Source organism: Rhizobium giardinii bv. giardinii H152, assembly GCF_000379605.1.
Lineage (GTDB): Bacteria > Pseudomonadota > Alphaproteobacteria > Rhizobiales > Rhizobiaceae > Pararhizobium > Pararhizobium giardinii.
On sequence record NZ_KB902713.1, the window covers coordinates 308090 to 328897 of the forward strand.

Consider the following 20808-nt stretch of genomic DNA (forward strand, 5'->3'; position numbering starts at 1 on the left):
GAACGGCTTTCATTAGCCTCTCACGCAGTTGCGCAAAATTCAAACAGCACTTTATTGTTGCATATTAAGATTTGTTGCGCGGCGACAGATTTGGTCTCGCGTGGCTGGTCGAATGCCTGGGGCTCGGTCGCTTTGGGACAATAAGGGCACTGATACTTTTACCAGTTGCCGTGTTTCTCAGCCCACGGAAACATGCCCTGTTTCAAGCGAATTGTCGTAGAGACTGGGCTTTGGCCCCTGTGGGAAGCGAGGGCGCGACATGCCGGCATCTGAAAAGGCTAGTTCACAACCGGTCCCCAGCATTCTTTTACTCGGAGATGACGCGGGACTTGGCAGCGTTGCAAGTGGCCTGTCAGCGGCAGGGTTTGCAATCACGCGGACTGCACAATGGTCCGACGGAAGCGCCTTGCTGGCACGCCGTCCATTCGATCTTGTCGTCACCTGCACCCTTGTGGCAGCGGACGGCCTTCTTGTCTGCGACGCCATCCGCGACCAGAGCACCATTCCGCTCATCCTACTCATCAACAGCGCAACCAGGAGGGAAAGGATTGCAGGACTTGATGCGGGAGCGGACGACTGCCTGTCGCGACCTTTCCATATCAGCGAACTGGTTGCGCGGATTCGCACGCTTATGCGCCGGGCAAAGACCAGCGACGCGAGCGGTCCCGCTACGGCGGGGTTACGGTTTGGGGACTGGCGGATCAATCCGCGGCTTCGCCTCGTCTATGATCCTGCAGGCAGGGCGACATCCCTCACGGCCGCCGAATTTGACATCCTGCTTGCCTTTTGTCGCAATCCGGGCCGGGTCATGACGAGGGCGGAGCTTCTGGATCTCGCCCATGTGGGCGTCGGCAAACCGGGGGAGCGGAGCATCGACGTTCACATCCGCCGCTTGCGATGCAAGATCGAGAGAAACCCGCGTCGCCCGCAGTTCATCAAAACTATCAGGCTTGGCGGTTATATATTCACCGCCGACGTCGAACGCGACCACCTGACGTAATCATTGTGGGCTTGAATTCGCAAGACTGACAGCAGGGGGCATAGCCGGGGTCGTACACTGCCGCAAGGCCCGCTATGTCCTTATATCGACAGGAAGAGGCAAAGCTGGTTTGACGTCGCGGGTGGAAACTCACCACAAACTAATGCATAAAGCCAAAATGGTTGAAGCATCTCTCATCGCAGAACGTGCTGAAGCAGAACACCATCTTGCAGAAGCCATGCGCATCACGAACGACGCAATTCGGCGCGTCCATAAGCTCGGCCTGACCGTTAATGCACAGATCATCACGATGCACACGGGTGAAGGCCCGATGCCTCAACTTAACTTCGGCACCACCGATCGACAGCGCGGGGCCATTTGATACGCCTCTCGGCGATACACCTGGATCCATTGCGGAGACGTGAAGATGGCATACGATTGGGATGGGAAGCATACAAGGCGCATGAACTTGATGCAGAGCGTTGCAATCGGCGCCGTGATCCTGCTCGGGTCGACGTTTTTCGCCGTGGCCACAGCATTCGTGATGGAGTAGCGAATGGCGGTGCGCTGCACCGAACTTTCCCGTTGAATTGCAAAAGCCAGACGCATGGCGGCATGGCACGACAGACGTGGGTCGACCAAACCGGCGAGAAACTGCTCAGGATTTTGCCCCCGTTCTCCGAAGCTCAAAAGCGCAATTCAGCTGCTGCCCGTGCAGTCGCCCCGGCACGAGAGTCGTGGTGACCTTACATTTTCTGATCGTGTCTCAAACTTCGAGTTGGAGGAGGCCGCAGGACAACTTGCGCTCCGCGCAGGAGCCGGACAGCCATCGCCAATTGTTAAGTTTTGTTTCGGGGAAGCCTTAAGGTTGTACAAACTGCCATCAGCAGCTAGAACGGGTTGCGGAACCCCGGTGAGTTTGGATTGCTAAACCGGGCCTGGACTGTTCCAAAATAACTGCGCACCCGGAGTGCCAACGCAGTCAAATGCCGGTGCTGCCTTTAGTAACTCTTACCCTGTGCGGCATGGCCATCGTTCGGATGGAGATTGATTCCATGAAGCGTAATCGTTTTTTCCGTGAACTCATCGATGCAGTCGGTGGGACATCGAGTGACAAGGCATTGAAGCGCGCATTGAGCCGCTTGAGAGCGAGCTACGACTACGACTACTTCGCATTCGTCAATCTACATGCTCACAAGGTGAATGCGGTGTCGGACTATCCGGAGGAATGGAAGGCAATTTACCTGGCGGGATCCTATACTATCGTCGATCCCGTTATAACGAGTGCCAAGCGAATCAAGCGTCCATTCGAGTGGTCAATCGAACGGGAGAGACGACGCGCAACGGATGATGTGAAACGCTTTTGCGATGAGGCGGCAAGTTTCGGTATTCGCTCCGGCCTTTCAATTCCGATGCGAACTGGCATCGGACAGTTCGCACTCTTGACGCTTGCTTCTTCGCGTGACGCGGATCGAACCAGTACCGCGGAGTTGGATATCGCAGCCGCGGTTTCAGCGGTGGCGCTGCTTCACGGGAGGTTCGCCCGGGCACCGGAGGCATCACAGAAACTTGCCAACTTGAGCTCAAGAGAGGCTACATTTCTAAAAATGATAGCTGAGGGCATGAAAATGGCGGATATCGCAGACGTGGAAGGTCTCGCATACAATACCGTCGCGTTCCACATCAACAATGCGAAAGCGAAGCTCCAAGTCTATACTCTTCCACAAGCGACGGCGCTCGCGACTAAACTGAGCCTGATCTAATCGATTTTTCCGGGACGGTTTGCGCGTGCAAATGCGCATCCAATCAGTGCCATGGCTCGATATCCTTGTGAAGTTGTGGCCGTGAAGAGAAGATGCGTCGAATAGTTTTTGGCGAGCGCGTATGCGGCACAGTGGCCAGGTCAGCGTGGCCTTTGAGTGCAACCTTTACCACATCGGCCATAAGTCTCTGCTGCCGTACGCGCCTGAGCAACATCGAACGAGACGAGAGTTCGATGTTGCTCAGTGATGAACCGCCAAAAATCATCGACAATTCCGGGCCGCGCCGGGACCGCAAAATGATCGCGGGTTCGAGCGCCGCGCGGATCACGTCTTCGGGCTTGCCGCCCACGCGCGCTGCCATCATGCGGGCAGGCCGCTCGGTTTCATGGTAGTTGAAGCATCGCAACACTCTCTTAAAAGTCGTCAAACTATATCCAATTTTGAGATCGGGTTACCATGGCTTGAAAGCCAGATCTCCAGGCAGTGAGCCTTGACGGTATGCGGATGGGAACACGATATCCTGGTCGACGAGGACATTGAATTTATACCCCGGCCGGATTTCCAGGGTGGGCTGTACATTCAAGTTCCTATCGATCGTTCTCTCGACAATGCGCCCAAACGTCTCGGCAAAATTGCGACGCGCGGCGTCGGAAGCGGTATCTTGGGTCGCAAGCGTGGAGCTTTCGGGAACCGACATGTCGATCCCGGTGCCAATGATCGCGAGCAGCGCCGCAGAGCCGAACGTTCTGAGATAGTGCCGGTCGACCTTGTCCTTGAACCCACCGTAGCCTTGCGCGTCAATCCCGGCCATGCCGCCGATCTGCAAAGTGGAGCCATTCGGGAAAATGATGTCGGTCCAAACCACAAGGACACGTGATTGCCCGAAGGAAACGTCGGCGTCGTAGCGTCCAAACAGCTTCGTTCCTTGCGGGATCAGCAGTTTGTGGCCGGTGGCGCTATCAAACACGTGCTGGCTGACCTGCGCGATGATCCGGCCGGGAAGGTCGGAGTTGATGCCGGTGATCAGGGTTGCAGGGATAATCGATCCACGCTTCAGTTCGAATCGTGAGATCGGGGAGACGACGGGGTTTGGCAAATAGCCCAGGTCGTTGACGTCCTGATTGAAGAAATCGGCTTTTCTGGTCTGTCCGTTCGGATCGACATTCTGTCCGCCCAAGCCCGATCGCAGGGCGGCGGCGTAGAGATCGGCAGCGTTACTTGGGGATGCCTCCTGCCCGGTTTTGCTTGCGGACGGGTCGGCACGTGAGACGTCCGCATCCACATTGCGAACGTCCACGGTGAGAGGTGAATCGAGTGCAGCACTTTTCGCCTGCAATCGCGCCATCCGTTGGCGTTGTTGTTCGCGCAGATATTGCTCTTTCTGTTCGCGTTCCAGCCGTGCAAGCCATTCCTTCTCGGGCTCAAGCTCGTCATCGACAACCGGCTCTTCCGGTTGATCGAGCGTCAGGCGTCGCTCAGGCGGGTCAACCCGCTCCTGGATGACCGGCGTGGGCTGAAACACCTGAGTTTGGCTTGGTTCTCCGATGATGCCATCCGCGACGCCCCGCTTCAGCTGGTCTGCGAAGGTGGAAGCGGGCGTGTTCGAGGCGGCATCGACACCCGGCTCCCCGTGGAAATACAGACCGCGCGAGGAAAGCCCGTAGATGATCACTGCGAAAAACAGGAGCGCGAGACTGATGACGACGACGACGGGCAAGCGATTTATCCGTCGGATACCTCCGTGTTGCTCGTCCTTCGAGGACGTGCCTCCCAGCTGCAGGGATTGCACCATGCTGTTGCCCTCCCCTATTGGCGCCGCATGACGGTAAGTGGACTGGCGGGCGAGGCGCCGTCCGCCGTCGTGCTGTAAGCCCGTGCGAGCTCGACCGTCCCGCTCGAAAGGCGTGCGAGCGTCTGTCCCTCGAAGTCGTCGACCGTATAGACAAGCTGGATAGATGGCCTCCTCCTGTCATCGGTCTCCTGATCGATGGCGATGGCATATCCCCAACCCTTGAGGGCCGCGACAAGTGCCTGCCCGAAGGGTGACGCATTCTGTTTCAGAACGAGTGTCCCCTGTTCATTCCCGACCTGTTCCGCAAATCGGCTTGCCATGTCGCCGGCAATGGCGTTCGACGCAGCCGGGGAAAGCTCGGGCGGGGGAGCACTTGTGGTCATCGGATCGGTATCACTCTGGCATCCGGACACAGCGAGAAGTCCGATCATCAACAGGCGTCGCATCGTCACCCTCCCCTGCGAATGGTGATCTTCTCTCTTCGCCAGCCGACGCCCGAAACGAGAACGGCTCGATCGACGTTGTAGTCGACGACCATCATGTCGTTCTTCATGCGGTAGTTGACGATGCGGTTTTGGCCGCCCGATACAACGAAGAGTACGGGCGCGTCCTGCCCGGAAATGGATCGCGGAAACTGGATGTAGGTTTTCTGCCCGTCGGAATAGACCCGGGTCGGTCTCCACGATGCGCGACCACGGACCGAATAGGAGAAGTTCAATCCCTCGGCCGGAACGTCCGCGCCCGCTGCCGTGCCGGCTTCGAGCCGGGCGTTGATGTCGGCGAGTTTTGTCGAGACATCGTCCGGATACTCAAACCCGACCCGGGCCATGTATTGGCTCGGATGGGATTTGAGCTGGATATGGTAGGTTCGCCGCGAAGTTGTCACGACCATGGAGGTCACGAGGTCAGGCTCGGACGGCTTGACGATAAGATGGATCGCCTGGCCAGCGGCAGCACCCGAGGTCGCCGGCTCCACTTTCCATCTTACCGTGTCGCCGACCAGGACATCGCGCACGATCTCGCCGCCTTGCAGCTCGATGTCGCAAACCTGCAGCGGCGAGCAGACAACGGAGGGCTGGATCTCACCAAAGAGGAAGATCACCTTTCCGTCCGCGCCTTTGGTCACGAGACCGGTGCTGCCACGCCACTTGCTGGAAATGTTGGTGCCCTTGGCTTCATTCGACGTCATGTCTTGCGCCGACACCGGCGTACTGCAGCAAACCGTGAAGAGCACCGCACAGAGGCCAAGGCAGCGCCCCGAAGCCCTCTTGATTTTGTCTTTCATGTCTTACTCCAAGGCTTGTTAAAGCTGCGCAGTCCATTCGAAGTCGCGGAGGTAAAGACCGATTGGATTGAGGCGAATGACACCCTCATCCTGCGGTGCAGTCAGTGTGACAGTCGCGATCCCCCGGAAACGCCGAAGTCCGGTTTCCTTGCCCTTGCGGTCGCGTTCGAACTCCGTCCAGTCAATCTGGTAGGACTGATTGGAAAGCGCGACGATATTGTTGACCTCGATCGCGACCGTTGCGTTTTTGGCCTTTTCGAAGGGTGAGTTTGCGCGGAACCAGGCGTTCACCTTTTCGGTGGAGGGATCCGATGTACGCAAGAGTGCATAAGTCCGATCGATAAATTGCTTCTGGACGACGGCATCCGGGCTAACAGATCGAAAACTCGACACGAAACTGCCGAGCGTAGCACGCACGACCCGTGCATCGGCGTACTCGATCTGCTCAGGAAAACCGCTACTGACGGACGTGCCGAGCTTGTCGACCTCGACGATGTACGGGACGAGCTTGACCTGGGAACTCTGGTAGAGCGCGTAGGAAAAGCCGATGACGGCCATGCTCAGGCCCGTAATGCCAACGATCCGCCAAGCTGCCGCCGCTTGCACATAGGAGCCATATCGCTCGTTCCACTCCTGTCGTGCGGCAAGGTAGGGGTTGTTAGGCGGTTGTCGCGTTGGCATTCGTCAGATCCCTCAATATCATTTCTTGTCGTCACGGAGCGGCGGTGCTGCCTTTGCATTGGCCGCTCCGGAGGCCTGGTCGAGCTTGGCGTTCGCCAGCCCCATGATCGATCCGGCATATGCACCGGGAGAACCGATCGCCTTGTCTTTGGCAGCCGATCCAGCCGCCCTGCCGGTCGCACCGATGCCCGCTGCCATGCCCTTCAAGGCAGCCCCTGCAGCGGAAGAGCCGGCGGCCCGCGCGGCACTGGCAGCTGCTGTCCCAGCCGCCGCACCACCAGCCGCGAGAAAGCCCACGCCGGCCGCAAAGGATGCCGCCTGCCCACCATGACGGATGGCTTCCATGCCGCCGCTGACGGAAGCACCCTGGACAACGCCCTGCATGATATTTGGGACGTACATGGCGACAATGAACACGACCACTGAGATACCGGCGATCGCAAGCGACGTGATGAACTGCTCCTCTTCGGCGGTTGGCGCGGTCGCTAGTCCGAAGAGGACTTCGGAGCCGATTCTCGCGATCATCACCAACGCCATCAGTTTCATGCCGACCGAGAAGGCGTAGATGAGATATCGAACGGCAAAATCCTTCGTGAAGGACGAGCCACCAAGCCCAAGCATGATCATCCCGGCCAGAAGCCCGACATACACCTCAACCATCACGGCAACGAAAATCGCGGCGACGAGGGAGAAGGCAATGACAACCACCACCATCGCGAAGACGGCTGCGATAGCCATTGCGTTGTCCTCGAACAAGCCGAACTGCGCTTGCTTCGACATCTGCGCTGCAACGCGGATGCCGGCGTCAAAGACCGCCGCGGGCGACGCCGTCCCACCGCCAGCCCCAATCTGGAAAAGGCTGTCCACAACCGCCTTTGCAAAGGCAGGCCCTCGATCGAGGATGAACGCAAAAAGGCCGATGAACATGATCCGGCGAACCAGCTCTGCGAACCAGCTGTCCAGCGCGGCTGCCTGAATTGCGAGCCAAACCGCCGCAATGCCGATCTCGATCCCCGCGAGGATCCAGAACAGCGACCGTGCGGCGTCCATCACGGTCGTTTCCCAACCACGCGCGGCAGAAACAACCTGATTTTCCAGCTCTGTCAGGACCTGCCCCTCCTGTGCAAGCAGGGGCGACGAGAAGGACACCAACAGTGTCAACAGAATTGAAGAGCGTAATAGACGCAGGCTGATTACCATCTCGGACGCATCTCCTGCCCGACCAAGGCCTTTTCTTCGGGCGCCTTGAAAAACTCTTCCCGCGTGCGGCGGCGGTCTTCTGTTGTGGTTTCAGTGGTCGAGTCGCGGTGTTGCGCCACCAACCAGTAGGTCGCCGCAAATGTGAGGCCGACTGCTCCAGCGACAATGAAAACGATTGTGAACCGCCTCACCAGCGCGGCTCCATCTTCTGGCCTTCGGGAATGGCTTTGACGTCAGCTGCGAAAAACTTCTCACGACGTGCCTGGGCGAGATCCTTGTCCGTCTGCTCGGACTGGTACCAGGTCCCCATCATTGTCATCTGCTGGGAGACGAGCCCGCGAAGCTTTTGCGTCTGCGCTACTTGCTGCGCGGCAATCTGGTGGCCGATCTGGAGCGCCTTCATCTGACCGTTGGCCGTCTCCGACATTGACCGCAGCGCGGTCATGGTCGTTTCCTCGCTCGAAAACTGATCGGCCGTCAGGTTGGCGGCCTTCAAGGTTGCGGCAATCGTATCGCGATTGGTGTCGGACCAGCTCTGATAGCTGGAGGAAAAAGTCTCGCCGGTCGGCAAGTTCGACTTGATATCCGCATAACTGTGAAAGCGCTGCTTCAAGACGTCATCGACGTTGCCCATGGAGAAGGCAATCCCCTCCCCTTGCGACACGACACTTTGCAGCTTCTTGAGGTCTCCCTCGACCTGACCCCAGATGTGGCTCGGCAACTGCGCGGTGTTCTGCAGCATGTTTTCGTAGATGTTCAACTGGTTCTGGATCTGCTCGGCAAGTTGGCCGATCTGCTTGACCTGGTTTTCCACCTGCGCGCCGGAGCTTTCCAACAGCTTGATCAGCTCGGCATTGTTGGCGAGTTGGGTGAACTCGGTTGCTTCGCCGGTGACGCCTCCAGCCATTGCGATGGGAGGCAGCATGGTCGCCGCTGCGATCAGGACCGCCGGGAGCACCTTACTTTCCTTCGAGGAGCGCTTCGGCATCATGAATTCCTCTCGTCTGGAGCCAATGGATCGGCCATTCAGGACCGTGTTCGGATTGGAGGGAGCGGATGCGCTTCAGATCGTCCTTGCCGGTCGCGCCAACGAAGGAGAGTGTCAGTGGACCGAGCGCCATGTCGAACAGGCGCCTGCCTTCGGGCGAGGCGACGTAATATTCCCGCTTCGGAATCGCGGTCGCCACGATCTCTATCTGGCGTTCGTTGAAACCGATCCGCTCGTAGAATTCGCGCGTGCCTGGTTCTCTGGCCGCTCCATTCGGAAGGCAGATTTTCGTCGGGCAGCTTTCCTTCAGCACGTCGATGATGCCGGAACGCTCGGCGTCGGATATCGATTGTGTGGCCAAAAGCACTGCGCAATTGGCCTTGCGCAGCACCTTCAGCCATTCGCAAATCTTGTCCCGGAATGTGGGATGGCCAAGCATCAGCCAGGCCTCGTCGAGGATGATCAGGCTCGGCGCCCCGGTGAGCCGCTTTTCAATCCTTCTGAAGAGATAGGTGAGCACCGGCACGAGATTGCGCTCACCCATGTTCATCAATTGCTCGATCTCGAATGTCTGGAACGCCCCGAGCGCCAGCCCGTCCGTCTCGGCGTCGAGCAGTTGTCCCATCGGCCCGTCGAGGGTGTAGGGGTGGAGCGCATCCTTGATTTCCCGAAACTGGACGCCGCTGACGAAATCGGACATGGACCGCCCAGGAGCGCTTGCCATGAGACCGATCTGCCGGGAAATCGCATTGCGGTGGTCCGGTTTGATGCCAACGCCCTGCAGGGCCACAAGCGTTTCAATCCATTGCGACGCCCAGGCGCGATCTCCATCTGTCGCCAGATCGGCCAGCGGGCAGAAGGAAAGCCGAGCCCCCTCCCCTTCCTCGCCGCCGACGTCATAGTGATCGCCGGTGGCAAGCGTCAGAGGCAGCATCGATTGGCCTTTGTCGAAGGCAAAGACCTGCGCATCCGGATATCGCCTGAACTGTGCGGCGATCAGCGCCAGCAACGTCGACTTGCCAGAACCGGTGGGCCCGAACACCAGCGTGTGACCAACGTCGTCGACATGCAGGTTCAAACGGAAAGGAGTCGATCCGGAGGCGACCTGCATCAGCGGCGGCGATGCCGGCGGATAAAAGGGGCACGGCGCGGTGGGGCTTCCCGACCAGACCGAGTTCAGTGGTACCAGATCGGAAAGATTGTTGGTGTTGATCAGCGGTTCGCGGATATTACAGTACCAGTTGCCCGGCAGGCTTCCAAGATAGGCGTCGGTGGCGTTGAGAGTTTCGATGCGGGCACCAAACCCTTCCGCCTGGATCAAGCGGCGGATCCCTTCGGCCTTCTCCTTCAGCCGTTCGCTGTCCTCGTCGAAAAGCACCACGACCGGCGTGTAGTAGCCATAGGTCACCAACTGCGAAGATGCCTGTGCGATCGCATCCTCTGCTTCGGCGACCATTGTCATGGCGTCCTGATCTACGGAGCGGCTCTGCGTCTGGAAAAGCTGATCGAAGAATGGCCGCACCTTCTGCTGCCATTTCTTCCGCGTCCGCTCGAGCCGGACCCTCGCCTCTTCGGCATCAAGGAAGATGAAACGGGATGACCAGCGATAGGCCATTGGCACCTGATCGAGGTTGTTGAGGATGCCGGGCCAGCTTTCGGCAGGCAGCCCATCGATGGCGACAACGGCGAGAAACTTATTCTCGACCATCGGGGTCACGCCATGCTGCAGCTCGGCAGTCGCGACCCAGTCCAGATACATGGGAATATCCGGTAACCGGACCGGATGATTGTCACCTGTAATGCAGAAGCGGATGAACTGCATCAGTTCGTCATAGCGCGCGACCCTCGTGCCACCGCGCTCTTCGGTTTCGCGGGTCGCCATCCGGCGGATGGCGACGGTGTTGGCGAGATATTGTTCGACCTCGCGGATCGCGTTTCGGAAGATGAAGAGCACCGTATCCGCATACGACTGCGTTCGGCTCTTCTCATCGGAGTAAATGTATTTGCTGAGGCTGGACCGGCGTTGCTCCATCGGGCGATACGTCAGAATGATCGCATGCCGGCTTTCGAAGTGACCCTGCTCGCGCTCGAAATGAACGCGTCGCTCAAGATCAATGGCTCGCGTCACCGGGTCCGGGAAATGCGATTGCCCTCCGGACGCATAGTCGACGGTCGACATGCGGATCGCCTCGACCTGGATCATCCAGCCCGAACCCAGGCGTGAGAGGACGGCATTGATCTGTCGAGAGACCTCGTTTCGCTCCACGTCCGTCGAGCTTTCGGAGTCGGGACCGGCAAAGTACCAGCCAGCCATCAACGATCCATCCTTGAGAAGGATGATGCCGTTGTCGATGAGACCCGCATAGGGAACAAGATCTGCAAACGATGGACCGGTTTGCCTGAAGACACGAAGGGCTACCATCCAGGCCTCCTCAGAATCTGCGCCACGGGGTGGAAGTTGCCCGATAGCTGGACTTGTAGGCGATGTGGCGGATGTAGACGCGTCGCATCATGGGATCGGCCTTGGCCATCATCCGCAACATCGCGACGACAACAATCCACACGGCGATCCCGAAAAGCGCGGAATAGACGGTGAGCACCACGAAAATCAGGATGATAGCCGCAAGCCCCGTGATCAGTACCAGTTCGCGATCGGCGCCCATCAAAAGGTTGGGCCGCGACAGCGCCCGGTGAATGCGATTGCGTCGCAGTTTGGAGACGGGATCAGCCAATTGTCGCCTCCCCTCCCCTCTTCGGGAAAAAAGTTGGCGGGGGTTCGATTGCGGATCCGATGGTCGCCCCGGTCGCCCCAAACAATCCGACGATCTGGGTGGCGCCGAGCAAGATTCCGGCGACCAGGACGACGTACATGAGACGCCGCGCAAAATCGTTGAGTTCACCGCCGAAGATGAGCATGCCACCGGCAATCGCGACGGCCGCCAACGCGATGTAACCCGCCACCGGCCCGGTGATCGATTCCTGGATTTGCTGGAGCGGCCCCTCCCAGGGAAGTCCTCCGCCTGAACTGGCGAAGGCTGGCCCGGTCCATGCCGACATCGACACAATGGCGGCGAAGATGAATTTTCCGTCGCGATCATGCCGCATCTCGGTCTCCCTCCGATGCAAACGATTGGATCTCGTATCGACCAGCAGCGAACTTCTCGACGTGCAGGACGTCCGTCACGCGCCGGCCCTTCGCCGTCCGCTCGATCGAGACAATGAGATCGACGGCTTCGCCGATGACTGCTTGCATGGGCTGCTGGCTGACCTCGGCCGTCAGTTGCTCCAGGCGCTGCAAAGCTGAGCCTGCCGAGTTGGAATGGATGGTCGTCACTCCGCCGGGATGGCCGGTGTTCCACGATTTCAGAAGGGTCAAGGCGGCGCCATCACGCACCTCACCGACAATGATGCGATCAGGTCTCAGGCGCATCGTGCTCTTCAGCAGTCTTGCCATATCGATGGTGTCGCTCGTGCGCAGCGCCACTGCGTTGTCTGCCGCGCACCGGATCTCGGCGGTGTCCTCGAGGACAACGAGCCGGTCCTCCGGGGCCGTTTCAACAATCTCGCCGATCACGGCGTTAGCAAGCGTGGTTTTTCCCGAGCCGGTTCCGCCCGATATGACGATGTTGAGCCGCGACTTGACGGCATTGCGTATGACCGCGGCCTGGTGAGACGACATTATCTTGCTCGTGACGTAGTCATCGAGCGGTATCAGCCGAGACGCCCGGCGCCGGATGGTGAAGGTCGGGGCGGAAACGATCGGAGGAAGAAGCCCCTCGAACCGGTGCCCGCCGATCGGAATCTCACCGGAGACGATCGGTCGATCCTCATCGACCTCGGAGTTGAGAACGTGCGCCACGCTTCCGATCACGATTTCGGCGGCACCACGGCTCATCTCGCCCGCAGGCGCGATCCCCTGTCCAAGCCGTTCGATGTACAGCCGACCGTCCGGGTTGAGCATGATCTCGACAACGGTCGGATCCTCCAGCGCAAGGCAGAGCTGGTCTCCAAGCGCGTCCTCGAGTTTGCGAATGAGGCGTGGAAGCGAGCGTAACTGGTTCATCAGATACTCCTATGCGGCGTGGCGGGAGAGGTTGAAATCGGACCGGTAGCCTTCTGGCCGAACGCGCTCGAAGCTCACTCTGTCTGCCGGCAAAAGGCCCGCGACGCTCCTGGTCTCGTTGATCGTCAGGGGTTGGCCAAGTCGGCGCATGGGCCAGCCGGCGCGTCGCAGAATGCGTTCGACACGCACGTCCGTGGCAGTGACGATCTCTGTGAAACCGTGGATCACGCACCATTCGATAATGCCGGCAAACATCGTCAGCGTGGCTTTATGGAGCGCACTTGCCCCCCTGCCCTCGTCGATCGAGGTGTCAACGCAGAAGCGGGAGCTTTCGATCATGCCATCGTGGGCGTCGAGGCGCCCTTCGCCAAGAAGCGGCTGGAAAACCCGCTGCAGCATGGTCGGGCCAGTGGCGGGCAAAAGCCTTGCGCAACCGATGACCTCATCATGGTTCGTCAGCGCAAGAATATAAGTTGGATTCAGCCGATCGAACTGGTCGTATTCGCGTCCATCGGCATTGGTGACCTGCCATCGCAGACGCCCACCGAAGACCCGCGAGCGCAACCGATGCATGGCATCCAGCAGTCCTCGTTCGACATGTGAAGGCGCTTTCTGTACCGCAACGATCCTCATCCTTTCACTCCGCTTTGATTTTCGGCGGAGGCAGATGTGCGGGACATTGCCGGCGGGTTCTACTGGTAAAACTACCAGGGGTGATTCTACCGGGGTGGGCGCGAATGGCGGTCTGGGGCTGGTCGAACGGGACGGGCGACATCGCGCTTGCCGCGTCCTCCACTGGTAAAAATACCAGTAAAGCTGGTAAAATCTCGCCCGGCAACAATGTCGTAAGCTGATGATTCTAATAAATGAATCGTAAAAGACAATCGCGAATCGTGCTCTAGACGGCGCCCGACGTTAACCATCCGTTAACCAAAAACATCTTGCCGCATCCCGAGAATCGCCCATAGTAATCACGCTTTAGAGGCGAAGGTTCCCGGAAAAGCGTTATTCTTAAGGTGGCGGCGAAAGTGAACGTGGTTGCGAACGTGAACATCATCGAAGACATGGACTTCGACGAGGAGATCCTCGAGCAGGGCGAGCTTATTTCCGACAAGCTCAACATGCTCCGGCTCGAGCAGTATCCGCCAAATGCGGAGAAGGGCCTGCGCCTCTTCTCCTCCGCGGAGGTTGCCGATTACATCGGTGTATCACAAAATCACATAAAGAAGCTGCACCTCGAAGGCAAAGGCCCCGTGCCCGACGTGACAGGGTCGGGCCGCAGATCCTACACCGCTGCCCAGATGCTCGAACTGCGCCAGTTCCTGGACAAGCACGGCAGGTCCGATTTCAAGCGGTATGTTCCTCATCGTCGACCGGGCGAAGCGCTGCAGGTCATTTCCGTGGTGAACTTCAAGGGCGGAAGCGGGAAGACAACGACCACCGCGCATCTGGCGCAGTACCTGGCTTTGACGGGCCATCGCGTTCTTGCCATCGATCTTGACCCCCAAGCCTCGCTCACCGCGCTGCACGGCATACAGCCAGAGCTTGACAAGAACCCTTCCCTCTTCGAGGCGCTGCGCTACGACGATCAGCGCAAGTCGATCACGGAGGTCATCCGGTCCACGAACTTTCCGGGCCTCGATATCATCCCGGCCAATCTCGAACTCCAGGAGTATGAGTACGAGACCCCCCTCGCCGCCTCAAACAAGAGTTCTCCAGAAGGACGGATGTTCTTCACGCGTATCTCGAAAGCGCTCAAGGAAGTTGATGATCGTTACGACGTCGTGGTGATCGACTGCCCGCCACAGCTGGGCTATCTCACCTTGACGGCGTTGACCGCTTCCACCTCGGTGCTAATCACCGTTCATCCGCAGATGCTCGATATCATGTCCATGAGCCAGTTCCTGCTGATGCTCGGCGGAATTCTTCAGTCGATCAAAAGCGCGGGCGCGACGGTTCGGCTGAAATGGTTTCGCTATCTTGTGACGCGCTACGAACCGACCGACGGGCCACAGGCACAGATGGTCGGGTTTATGCAGGCCATGTTCAACAAACGTATGCTGCAAAATCAGATGGTGAAGTCCACGGCCATTTCCGATGCGGGCATTACCAAGCAGACGCTTTACGAAGTCGAACGCAGCCAGTTCACGCGCTCGACCTATGACCGCGCGATGGAATGCCTGAACGGCGTCAACAAGGAAATCGCCTCGCTCGTGCACAAGGCATGGGGGCGAAAGTGACCGATTTTTTGACAGCCGTGCAAAACGTAATTTTCGTCATCAATTTCAACATGATGGAGCAGAATTCGAGGGCTGACCATGGCTAGGAAGCATTTGCTCACGAATCTCAGCGCTTTGCCGACGCAAAAACCAAGCGCGGGTAACTCGTCGGAGGCGCGCGCCGATTATGCGCGACGTGGCGCCTCACGCTCCATGATGCAATCTCTCGACGAGATGGCTGAAAACTCGATGCGCGTTCTCGAAGGAGAAACGATCGTCATGCTCGATCCGGAGCTGCTTGATGCATCGTCCTTCGTCGACAGGATCAGCGACGACGAGGAGGACTTCAGCGCGCTGGTCGAAGCAATACGTAACGCGGGCCAGTCAATACCGATTTTGGTGCGCCCACATCCAGATGAGCCTGACCGGTACATGATCGTGTACGGCCATCGGCGGGCCCGCGCGGCGAAGGAACTGGGCATCAAGGTTCGCGCCGTCATAAAGCCTCTCGAGGACATCGCCCACGTCATAGCCCAGGGGCAGGAAAACACTGCCCGCGCCAATCTGACCTTTATCGAGAAGGCGCTGTTTGCCAAGAAACTGAGCAGCAGCGGAATGACCAAAGAGACCATCAAGACGGCTTTGACCGTCGATGACACGCTTTTGTCCCGGATGCTTTCCGTCGCTGAAAATATCCCGGAAACGATCTTGGATGCGATCGGATCTGCCAAGGGCGTCGGCCGCGACCGCTGGGAAGAAGTTAAAAAGCTTATTCTTGATCCAGCGCGCGCCGAATGGGCGATCGAGTTCGTCGCCAGTGATCAATTCAAGGACCTGGGGGTTGAGGCACGCTTCAATGCGCTGCTGGCGCAACTGAAAAAGGCTCGCAAACCAAAGCCGCGCGTGACAAAGCCTGTCGAGAGATCCTGGGCATTTGCAGAAAAGGCAGTCGCCGTGTCGACAAAAGACGCAGGCAAAGCTTTCACGCTCTCACTGAAATCGAAGGACGCCTCACGGTTTGGCGCTTTCTTATCCGACCAGTTGGAAGATCTCTATCAAGAGTTCCAACGAACTGAAACGCAGCGAACAGGAGACTGAACCGCAAAAGAAAAAGGCCCCCAAACGTTGCCGTCCTGGAAGCCTTCCTCATCGTGTCGCAACATGAGAATCGCATTTCCCGGAATCACAGTCAAGAGTCTTAGGCACCGTTTGAGTGAGCAGATTTCTTTTGCCTTCTAGAAGGTGAAGAAAAATGCAGACGGGAAGTGTGACGACGCCCTTTGGGCGGCGATCGGTGAGTCTTGCCTTGATCAAAGGTCAGATGGAATCGACCAAGATCAAGCCGGGCAAATCGGTCGACAAGTGGAAGATCTATCGAGACGTTTGTGATGCGCGGTCATTGCTGGGCCTGCGGGATCGCGCCCTGTCGGTCCTGAATGCACTGTTGTCGTTCTACCCGGAGACCTTCCTGGTCGAGGGAACGGCGTTGGTGGTCTTTCCCTCGAACGCGCAACTGGCGACGCGGGCAAATGGCATTGCCGGAACGACACTTCGCGAAAATCTGGCACATCTCATCACTGCCGGCATGATCCATCGCAAGGACAGCCCGAATGGCAAGAGATATGCCCGCAAGGATCGAGCAGGCACGGTTGAGGAGGCGTTCGGATTTAGCCTGGCGCCGCTGCTCGCACGCTCCGAGGAGCTGGCCCGTCTCGCGCAGCAAGTTGCCGCCGAACGCATGCAGTTGAAGATCGTGAAAGAGAAGCTCACTCTTTGCCGGCGCGATATCCGCAAGATACTCACAGCTGCCATGGAAGAAGGTGCATCGGGTGACTGGGGAAAATTTGAGGCCCATTATGTAGGGATCGTTTCCCGGATCGTGAAGGCTCGAACCCCCGCGGCGCTGGACGACGTCCTGGACGAATTGTCGATGCTTCGCGAAGAGCTGCTCAACACGCTGGAAACTCAGTTATTCTCGAAGAATCCCGGCGCCAATGATGACGAATGCCGTCAGCACATACAGAATTCAAATACCGAATCCATCCATGAATCTGAACCTCGCTCTGAAAAAGAGCAGGGGGCAAAATCGAGCCAGGCTACCAGGCCGATGAGCGAGCCGATCAAGGCGTTCCCACTGGGACTGGTGCTGAGGGCTTGCCCGGATCTCGCGTCGTATGCGCCAGGGGGGACGATCACCAGTTGGCGCGACTTGATGGCCGTGGCCGTCACGGTCCGATCAATGCTCGGGGTCAGCCCGTCGGCGTATCAGGATGCCTGCGACGTCATGGGGCCCGAAATGGCGGCCGCAGCGATGGCTTGCATCCTGGAGCGAGGAGGGCACATCAATTCGGCCGGCGGATATTTGCGGGATCTGACGCGACGGGCCGAAAAGGGCGAATTTTCGCTCGGGCCGATGCTAATGGCATTGATTCGAGCCAATGGCGACGGCGAGCGAAAAACGGGCTGAGCAGATCTCGATGGTGTCCGAATAGTTTGCCGCGTCCCGGTGGGCCAAAGCAACACGCTGTCGGGCGTCAAGAGTTTCGGCCCAGCGCTTGACTGCGGCTGCGACTGACCGCGATGATCGAAAGCTGTCACACCGAATTTTGCCAGTTGGCAGGGTACGCTCTCGTTTCTTTACCTTTCGTTCACCATGCGAAGCGATCTTGGCTTACGTCGCTTTATACTTCTGCGTCGGCGAGGGCACCCAAAAGACCCTTGTCGCCTTTTGATTTGCTCACGGGAGTGGGCTCTCGGCAGACAATAGGAAAGGTCGAGAACGTCCAGTTCGCTCCTTTGCGTTTTCCCATCGCACCACCTATGTTCGCTCCGTGACGGGCTGAAGAGCCTTCGTCTGATGAGAACAATGGGAGAAAGCCGATATGGCGACCGGTACCGTAAAATGGTTCAACGCAACGAAGGGGTTTGGTTTCATCCAGCCTGACGACGGCAACGCGGATGTCTTCGTTCATATTTCCGCCGTGGAGCGGGATGGCATGCGTGGTTTGAATGATGGTCAGAAGATCACCTATGAACTCGTGAAGGATCGCAAGTCGGGGAAAATGTCCGCGGACAATCTTCAGGCTTAAGCCTGCTGCGAGAGTGCCGCGTTTTGGAGGGCCGGGTTGCCCGGCCTTCTTTGCTCCAAGCCGCACTCCAGGCAGGACAGGGGTGCCGCCCGGGCCAAGGGAAGGGGATAGCCGGCAAGAGTCGAGAACTTCCGTGCCAACTCCGAGGCGATCGTCGGATCAACGTGCATCTCGTCCAGGAAAGAGATCTGAAGCTTCTCGTCTACCTCCGAAAAGAAGGAGAAGACCGCGGGATCGAAAGAGAGCGCGCTGGCAGGGTCCGATATTTTGGACGCTAGTTGCTCAGCCGAAAGGGTCGTCCCATAAGGGGCGTTGACAGTCGACAAAACCTTTACTGCAACGATCGACATCTTCCCAACCAATGCGCACTTTAGTTTTATATACCGTGGGGATCCTCTGAAACAAAGGATCGCAGTTGACAGGGACGCTTCTGGCAGCCGTTTGCCAATAGATGTTTACTATCTAGAGGGCATAGCGTTGGAAGTACGCTAAACAAAGGCGCGGAAATCACTCATCCTGCCGCGCAACGCAACGTCACCGTCGCACGGGCGATCAGCGAGTGGCGCAATCTGATTTCGTCCGCTATAGTGGTGGCATGACTCAGGATCAGGACATTCCGAACAACGTAAAACGCGCCGTGGAGAAGGTACTGCGCGACCGCTTGGGGCCGGCCGGTTTTTCGGGGGCGGACATTCGTGCGGATCGCGACGTCGACGGCGATCCAATCCTGCTTGTCGACGTAAATTACAATTTCGTCGATCGGCCGATCAGTTCGAAAATCACATTCGGACTTCCGACGGAAGTCCGCAAGGCTCTGATCTCACTTGGCGAGAGCCGTTTCCCGCAGATCAGACACCATTTCAACGAACAGCAGAAAATCGCAAGCTAGCCCGTGTCGATCGATCTGATTTCTACCGCCCGCCGACTTGCGAAAGCCAGTCCGAAACGGCCGCGCCAGTCCGACCTGAAAAGAGGGGTGAGCACGGCCTATTACGCACTTTTTCATAGCCTTGCCCGCGAATGTGCTGATCTCCTGGTTGGTACTGGAGACACTCGAAGCGATCCCGCGTGGGTTCAGGTCTATCGCGCGCTCGAACACGGCATCGCTAAGAATTCCTGTAAGGCGGCGGCGACGAAGCCATTTCCGAACGGCGTCCTCTCATTCGCTGACACATTCGTCACCATGCAGGAAGAGCGTCACCGCGCCGACTATGATCCAGAGGCGCGTTTCGCACGTCCCGATGTGCTTGTGCTGATCGACAATTGCGAGCAGGCGATCAGGGATCTGCTGGCAGCACCTCGCTCTGACCGCAAAGCTTTCGCGGTCTGGGTTCTCTTTCAGAAAAAGCGATAGATCTGGATTGTTGGGACGCACGGGGGCGGGATGTCTTGCGAATTTGCCCGCTGCCCCTTTGCCGATAAATTTGTGAGGTGGCGTTCGCCCGAACTGCCCCCTGATTTCGAGAGAAGGGGGCGGAGGAGGAACTGTTCGAGGGATTTAGCTTTATGAGCCCTCTGGAGCGCCTGCTAGCCCACTCAGACGACCAGCCTTGCCGCGCGCCCGTTCCTGCGTTCGGCATTGTTGTAGTAGCTTGCCGCTTGCGTCACCGACTTGTGCAGCGACTGCTGCATGGCTTCCGGTAGCGGAATACCGCGATTGGCGGCCTCGGTCAGATAGCCTGAGCGCAAGCCATGGGCCGAAAACGCCGCCGGATCGAGACCGGCCTGCTTGACCCGCACTTTCAGGATCAGATTGACCGATTGCGGCGTCAACCCGCGGCGATCGACATTGCCCCACTGGTCGATCTTTCGAAACACCGATCCGCTGTCGATGCCGGCCGCCGCCAGCCATAGCTTCAAGGCGGTCACCGGCCGGCCGATCAACACGACGTGTTCGTCGTCATCGGCTGTCGTCGTCTTGGTACGGCCAAGATGGATCGTCAGGCAGGGCAGAGGAGGGGAGTTCGCATCGGTCGGGTCGGTGCGCACCGGTTCTTCGTCGATCAGATCCGTGGTGCGGAGATTAGCCACCTCTGAGCGGCGCCGACCGCCGGAGGCAAAGGCCGTCAAAAGCAGCGCCCGATCACGCAGATCGACCAGCCTGTCGCCGGCACAGGCGGCCAGCAATTTTGCCAGAACATCGCCAGTGACCGCCCTTTTGCTCTTGCGCTGTCGCGGCCGGGCTGTTGCGCGCACGGCAAGCCGCAGCGCACTCTTGAGCGATGGATCCGAGAAGGAGCCTTTCAGTCCGCGCCAGCGCGTCAGGATCGACCAGGAGGTCAGGCGGCGGCGTACCGTGTCCGGCGCATGCGGACCGTCGGCTCGTAGCAGCTCCTGGGAGCGCAAGCCGGCCTCAACCTCGGCCGGCATGCCATGGTTTGGATCCTCGGCGCGCTTGACCGGATCCCAGAGATGCTGGGCGACGAATTTGAGCAGTAGCGCCTCAGGGGCCGGCCAGGGCAGGGGAGCGCCGGTGGCAAGCTGGCACCAGGCCTCGAGATAACCCAGGTCGGAGGCGAGCGCGCGCAGGGTGTTGTCGCCCATGCCCTGCTGCGCCAGATGTTTGAGCGTGGCGACATCGTCATCGGTCAGCAGCGCCGCCAGCCGGTCGCGGCGGTCGAAGGGCAGGATGGCGTCGAGCGCATCAAGTTCGTCGGCACGGCGCAGCACCGGATCGGCGGGGGAGGGCAGGGCTTCGGGCTTCGGCATGACGGTATTGGGCGCTGTGATTTGGCTTTTCCTATTTGAC

At 58.7% G+C, this 20808-nt stretch carries 23 protein-coding genes and 1 pseudogene; 9 read left to right on the forward strand and 15 right to left on the reverse strand.

The window, feature by feature from the left end:
• Window positions 1–259 precede the first annotated feature (259 nt).
• The 3 genes from A3AY_RS0128155 to A3AY_RS0128170 all read left to right on the forward strand — a co-directional run bounded on the left by A3AY_RS0128155 (window position 260) and on the right by A3AY_RS0128170 (window position 2742).
• Window positions 260–1000 carry a response regulator transcription factor gene (locus A3AY_RS0128155; protein ID WP_026203923.1) on the forward strand — a complete coding sequence of 247 codons (741 nt, stop codon included), beginning with the start codon at window positions 260–262 and terminating at the stop codon, window positions 998–1000.
• A gap of 157 nt (window positions 1001–1157) precedes the next feature.
• The gene (locus A3AY_RS0128160; protein WP_040669328.1) at window positions 1158–1361 is read left to right on the forward strand and encodes a hypothetical protein; all 204 of its coding nucleotides are present in this window, start codon (window positions 1158–1160) and stop codon (window positions 1359–1361) included.
• Window positions 1362–2034: 673 nt separating this feature from the next.
• A complete protein-coding gene (locus A3AY_RS0128170; RefSeq protein ID WP_026203925.1) occupies window positions 2035–2742 on the forward strand; it encodes an autoinducer binding domain-containing protein in 708 nt (235 codons plus the stop codon).
• 43 nt (window positions 2743–2785) lie between these two features.
• Here A3AY_RS0128170 and A3AY_RS0128175 read toward each other — a convergent pair whose 3' ends face one another.
• Genes A3AY_RS0128175 through traI form a run of 13 tightly spaced genes read right to left on the reverse strand, consistent with a single transcriptional unit; the run spans window position 2786 to window position 13384 of the window.
• The gene (locus A3AY_RS0128175; RefSeq protein ID WP_154663341.1) at window positions 2786–3169 is read right to left on the reverse strand and encodes a hypothetical protein; all 384 of its coding nucleotides are present in this window, start codon (window positions 3167–3169) and stop codon (window positions 2786–2788) included.
• A 24-nt stretch (window positions 3170–3193) separates the two neighbouring features.
• On the reverse strand, window positions 3194–4534 hold the full coding sequence (gene trbI, locus A3AY_RS36375) for an IncP-type conjugal transfer protein TrbI (protein WP_051108422.1): 1341 nt from the start codon (window positions 4532–4534) through the stop codon (window positions 3194–3196).
• 14 nt (window positions 4535–4548) lie between these two features.
• Window positions 4549–4980: a conjugal transfer protein TrbH gene (gene trbH, locus A3AY_RS0128185; protein ID WP_018329025.1), complete on the reverse strand. Its 432-nt coding sequence runs from the start codon at window positions 4978–4980 to the stop codon at window positions 4549–4551.
• A gap of 2 nt (window positions 4981–4982) precedes the next feature.
• Window positions 4983–5819 carry a P-type conjugative transfer protein TrbG gene (gene trbG, locus A3AY_RS0128190; RefSeq protein ID WP_018329026.1) on the reverse strand — a complete coding sequence of 279 codons (837 nt, stop codon included), beginning with the start codon at window positions 5817–5819 and terminating at the stop codon, window positions 4983–4985.
• A gap of 18 nt (window positions 5820–5837) precedes the next feature.
• Window positions 5838–6500: a conjugal transfer protein TrbF gene (locus A3AY_RS0128195; protein ID WP_026203927.1), complete on the reverse strand. Its 663-nt coding sequence runs from the start codon at window positions 6498–6500 to the stop codon at window positions 5838–5840.
• Window positions 6501–6518: 18 nt separating this feature from the next.
• Window positions 6519–7700 (reverse strand): P-type conjugative transfer protein TrbL, encoded by a 1182-nt coding sequence (gene trbL / locus A3AY_RS0128200; RefSeq protein ID WP_018329028.1) that lies wholly within the window; start codon window positions 7698–7700, stop codon window positions 6519–6521.
• Window positions 7694–7891, reverse strand: coding sequence for an entry exclusion protein TrbK (gene trbK, locus A3AY_RS41615; RefSeq protein ID WP_018329029.1), 198 nt, complete (start codon window positions 7889–7891; stop codon window positions 7694–7696). The genes trbL and trbK overlap by 7 nt, the downstream gene beginning before the upstream one ends.
• Complete coding sequence (gene trbJ / locus A3AY_RS0128210; protein WP_018329030.1) at window positions 7888–8688, reverse strand: P-type conjugative transfer protein TrbJ; 801 nt, start codon at window positions 8686–8688, stop codon at window positions 7888–7890. Before trbJ ends, trbK begins: the two co-directional genes overlap by 4 nt.
• On the reverse strand, window positions 8660–11110 hold the full coding sequence (locus A3AY_RS0128215) for a conjugal transfer protein TrbE (RefSeq protein WP_018329031.1): 2451 nt from the start codon (window positions 11108–11110) through the stop codon (window positions 8660–8662). The genes trbJ and A3AY_RS0128215 overlap by 29 nt, the downstream gene beginning before the upstream one ends.
• A 10-nt stretch (window positions 11111–11120) precedes the next feature.
• Window positions 11121–11420, reverse strand: a complete 300-nt coding sequence (locus A3AY_RS0128220) for a conjugal transfer protein TrbD (RefSeq protein ID WP_018329032.1) — start codon at window positions 11418–11420, stop codon at window positions 11121–11123.
• Window positions 11413–11793, reverse strand: coding sequence for a TrbC/VirB2 family protein (locus A3AY_RS0128225; protein WP_018329033.1), 381 nt, complete (start codon window positions 11791–11793; stop codon window positions 11413–11415). The genes A3AY_RS0128220 and A3AY_RS0128225 overlap by 8 nt, the downstream gene beginning before the upstream one ends.
• Window positions 11783–12751 carry a P-type conjugative transfer ATPase TrbB gene (gene trbB, locus A3AY_RS0128230; protein ID WP_018329034.1) on the reverse strand — a complete coding sequence of 323 codons (969 nt, stop codon included), beginning with the start codon at window positions 12749–12751 and terminating at the stop codon, window positions 11783–11785. Before trbB ends, A3AY_RS0128225 begins: the two co-directional genes overlap by 11 nt.
• A gap of 9 nt (window positions 12752–12760) precedes the next feature.
• Window positions 12761–13384: an acyl-homoserine-lactone synthase gene (traI, locus tag A3AY_RS0128235; protein ID WP_018329035.1), complete on the reverse strand. Its 624-nt coding sequence runs from the start codon at window positions 13382–13384 to the stop codon at window positions 12761–12763.
• Window positions 13385–13767: 383 nt separating this feature from the next.
• Between traI and repA the strand changes: the two genes are divergently transcribed.
• From repA to A3AY_RS0128260, 4 genes are all read left to right on the forward strand, one after another.
• Window positions 13768–14991: a plasmid partitioning protein RepA gene (gene repA / locus A3AY_RS0128240; protein WP_018329036.1), complete on the forward strand. Its 1224-nt coding sequence runs from the start codon at window positions 13768–13770 to the stop codon at window positions 14989–14991.
• Between the two features lie 78 nt (window positions 14992–15069).
• Complete coding sequence (repB, locus tag A3AY_RS0128250) at window positions 15070–16068, forward strand: plasmid partitioning protein RepB (protein WP_026203929.1); 999 nt, start codon at window positions 15070–15072, stop codon at window positions 16066–16068.
• 154 nt (window positions 16069–16222) lie between these two features.
• A complete protein-coding gene (repC, locus tag A3AY_RS0128255) occupies window positions 16223–17437 on the forward strand; it encodes a plasmid replication protein RepC (RefSeq protein WP_018329039.1) in 1215 nt (404 codons plus the stop codon).
• Between the two features lie 415 nt (window positions 17438–17852).
• The gene (locus tag A3AY_RS0128260) at window positions 17853–18059 is read left to right on the forward strand and encodes a cold-shock protein (protein ID WP_018329040.1); all 207 of its coding nucleotides are present in this window, start codon (window positions 17853–17855) and stop codon (window positions 18057–18059) included.
• Between the two features lie 83 nt (window positions 18060–18142).
• Here the strand turns inward: A3AY_RS0128260 and A3AY_RS36380 are convergent.
• A pseudogene (locus A3AY_RS36380) lies at window positions 18143–18409 on the reverse strand (hypothetical protein); the annotation flags it as partial.
• 209 nt (window positions 18410–18618) lie between these two features.
• Between A3AY_RS36380 and A3AY_RS0128270 the strand changes: the two are divergent.
• Both A3AY_RS0128270 and A3AY_RS0128275 read left to right on the forward strand, forming a co-directional pair.
• Window positions 18619–18948: a hypothetical protein gene (locus A3AY_RS0128270; RefSeq protein ID WP_018329042.1), complete on the forward strand. Its 330-nt coding sequence runs from the start codon at window positions 18619–18621 to the stop codon at window positions 18946–18948.
• 87 nt (window positions 18949–19035) lie between these two features.
• A complete protein-coding gene (locus A3AY_RS0128275; RefSeq protein WP_018329043.1) occupies window positions 19036–19413 on the forward strand; it encodes a hypothetical protein in 378 nt (125 codons plus the stop codon).
• Between the two features lie 182 nt (window positions 19414–19595).
• On the opposite strand, the gene A3AY_RS0128280 is transcribed toward A3AY_RS0128275, so the two are convergent.
• Complete coding sequence (locus A3AY_RS0128280; protein WP_018329044.1) at window positions 19596–20768, reverse strand: site-specific integrase; 1173 nt, start codon at window positions 20766–20768, stop codon at window positions 19596–19598.
• Between the last annotated feature and the right edge of the window lie 40 nt (window positions 20769–20808).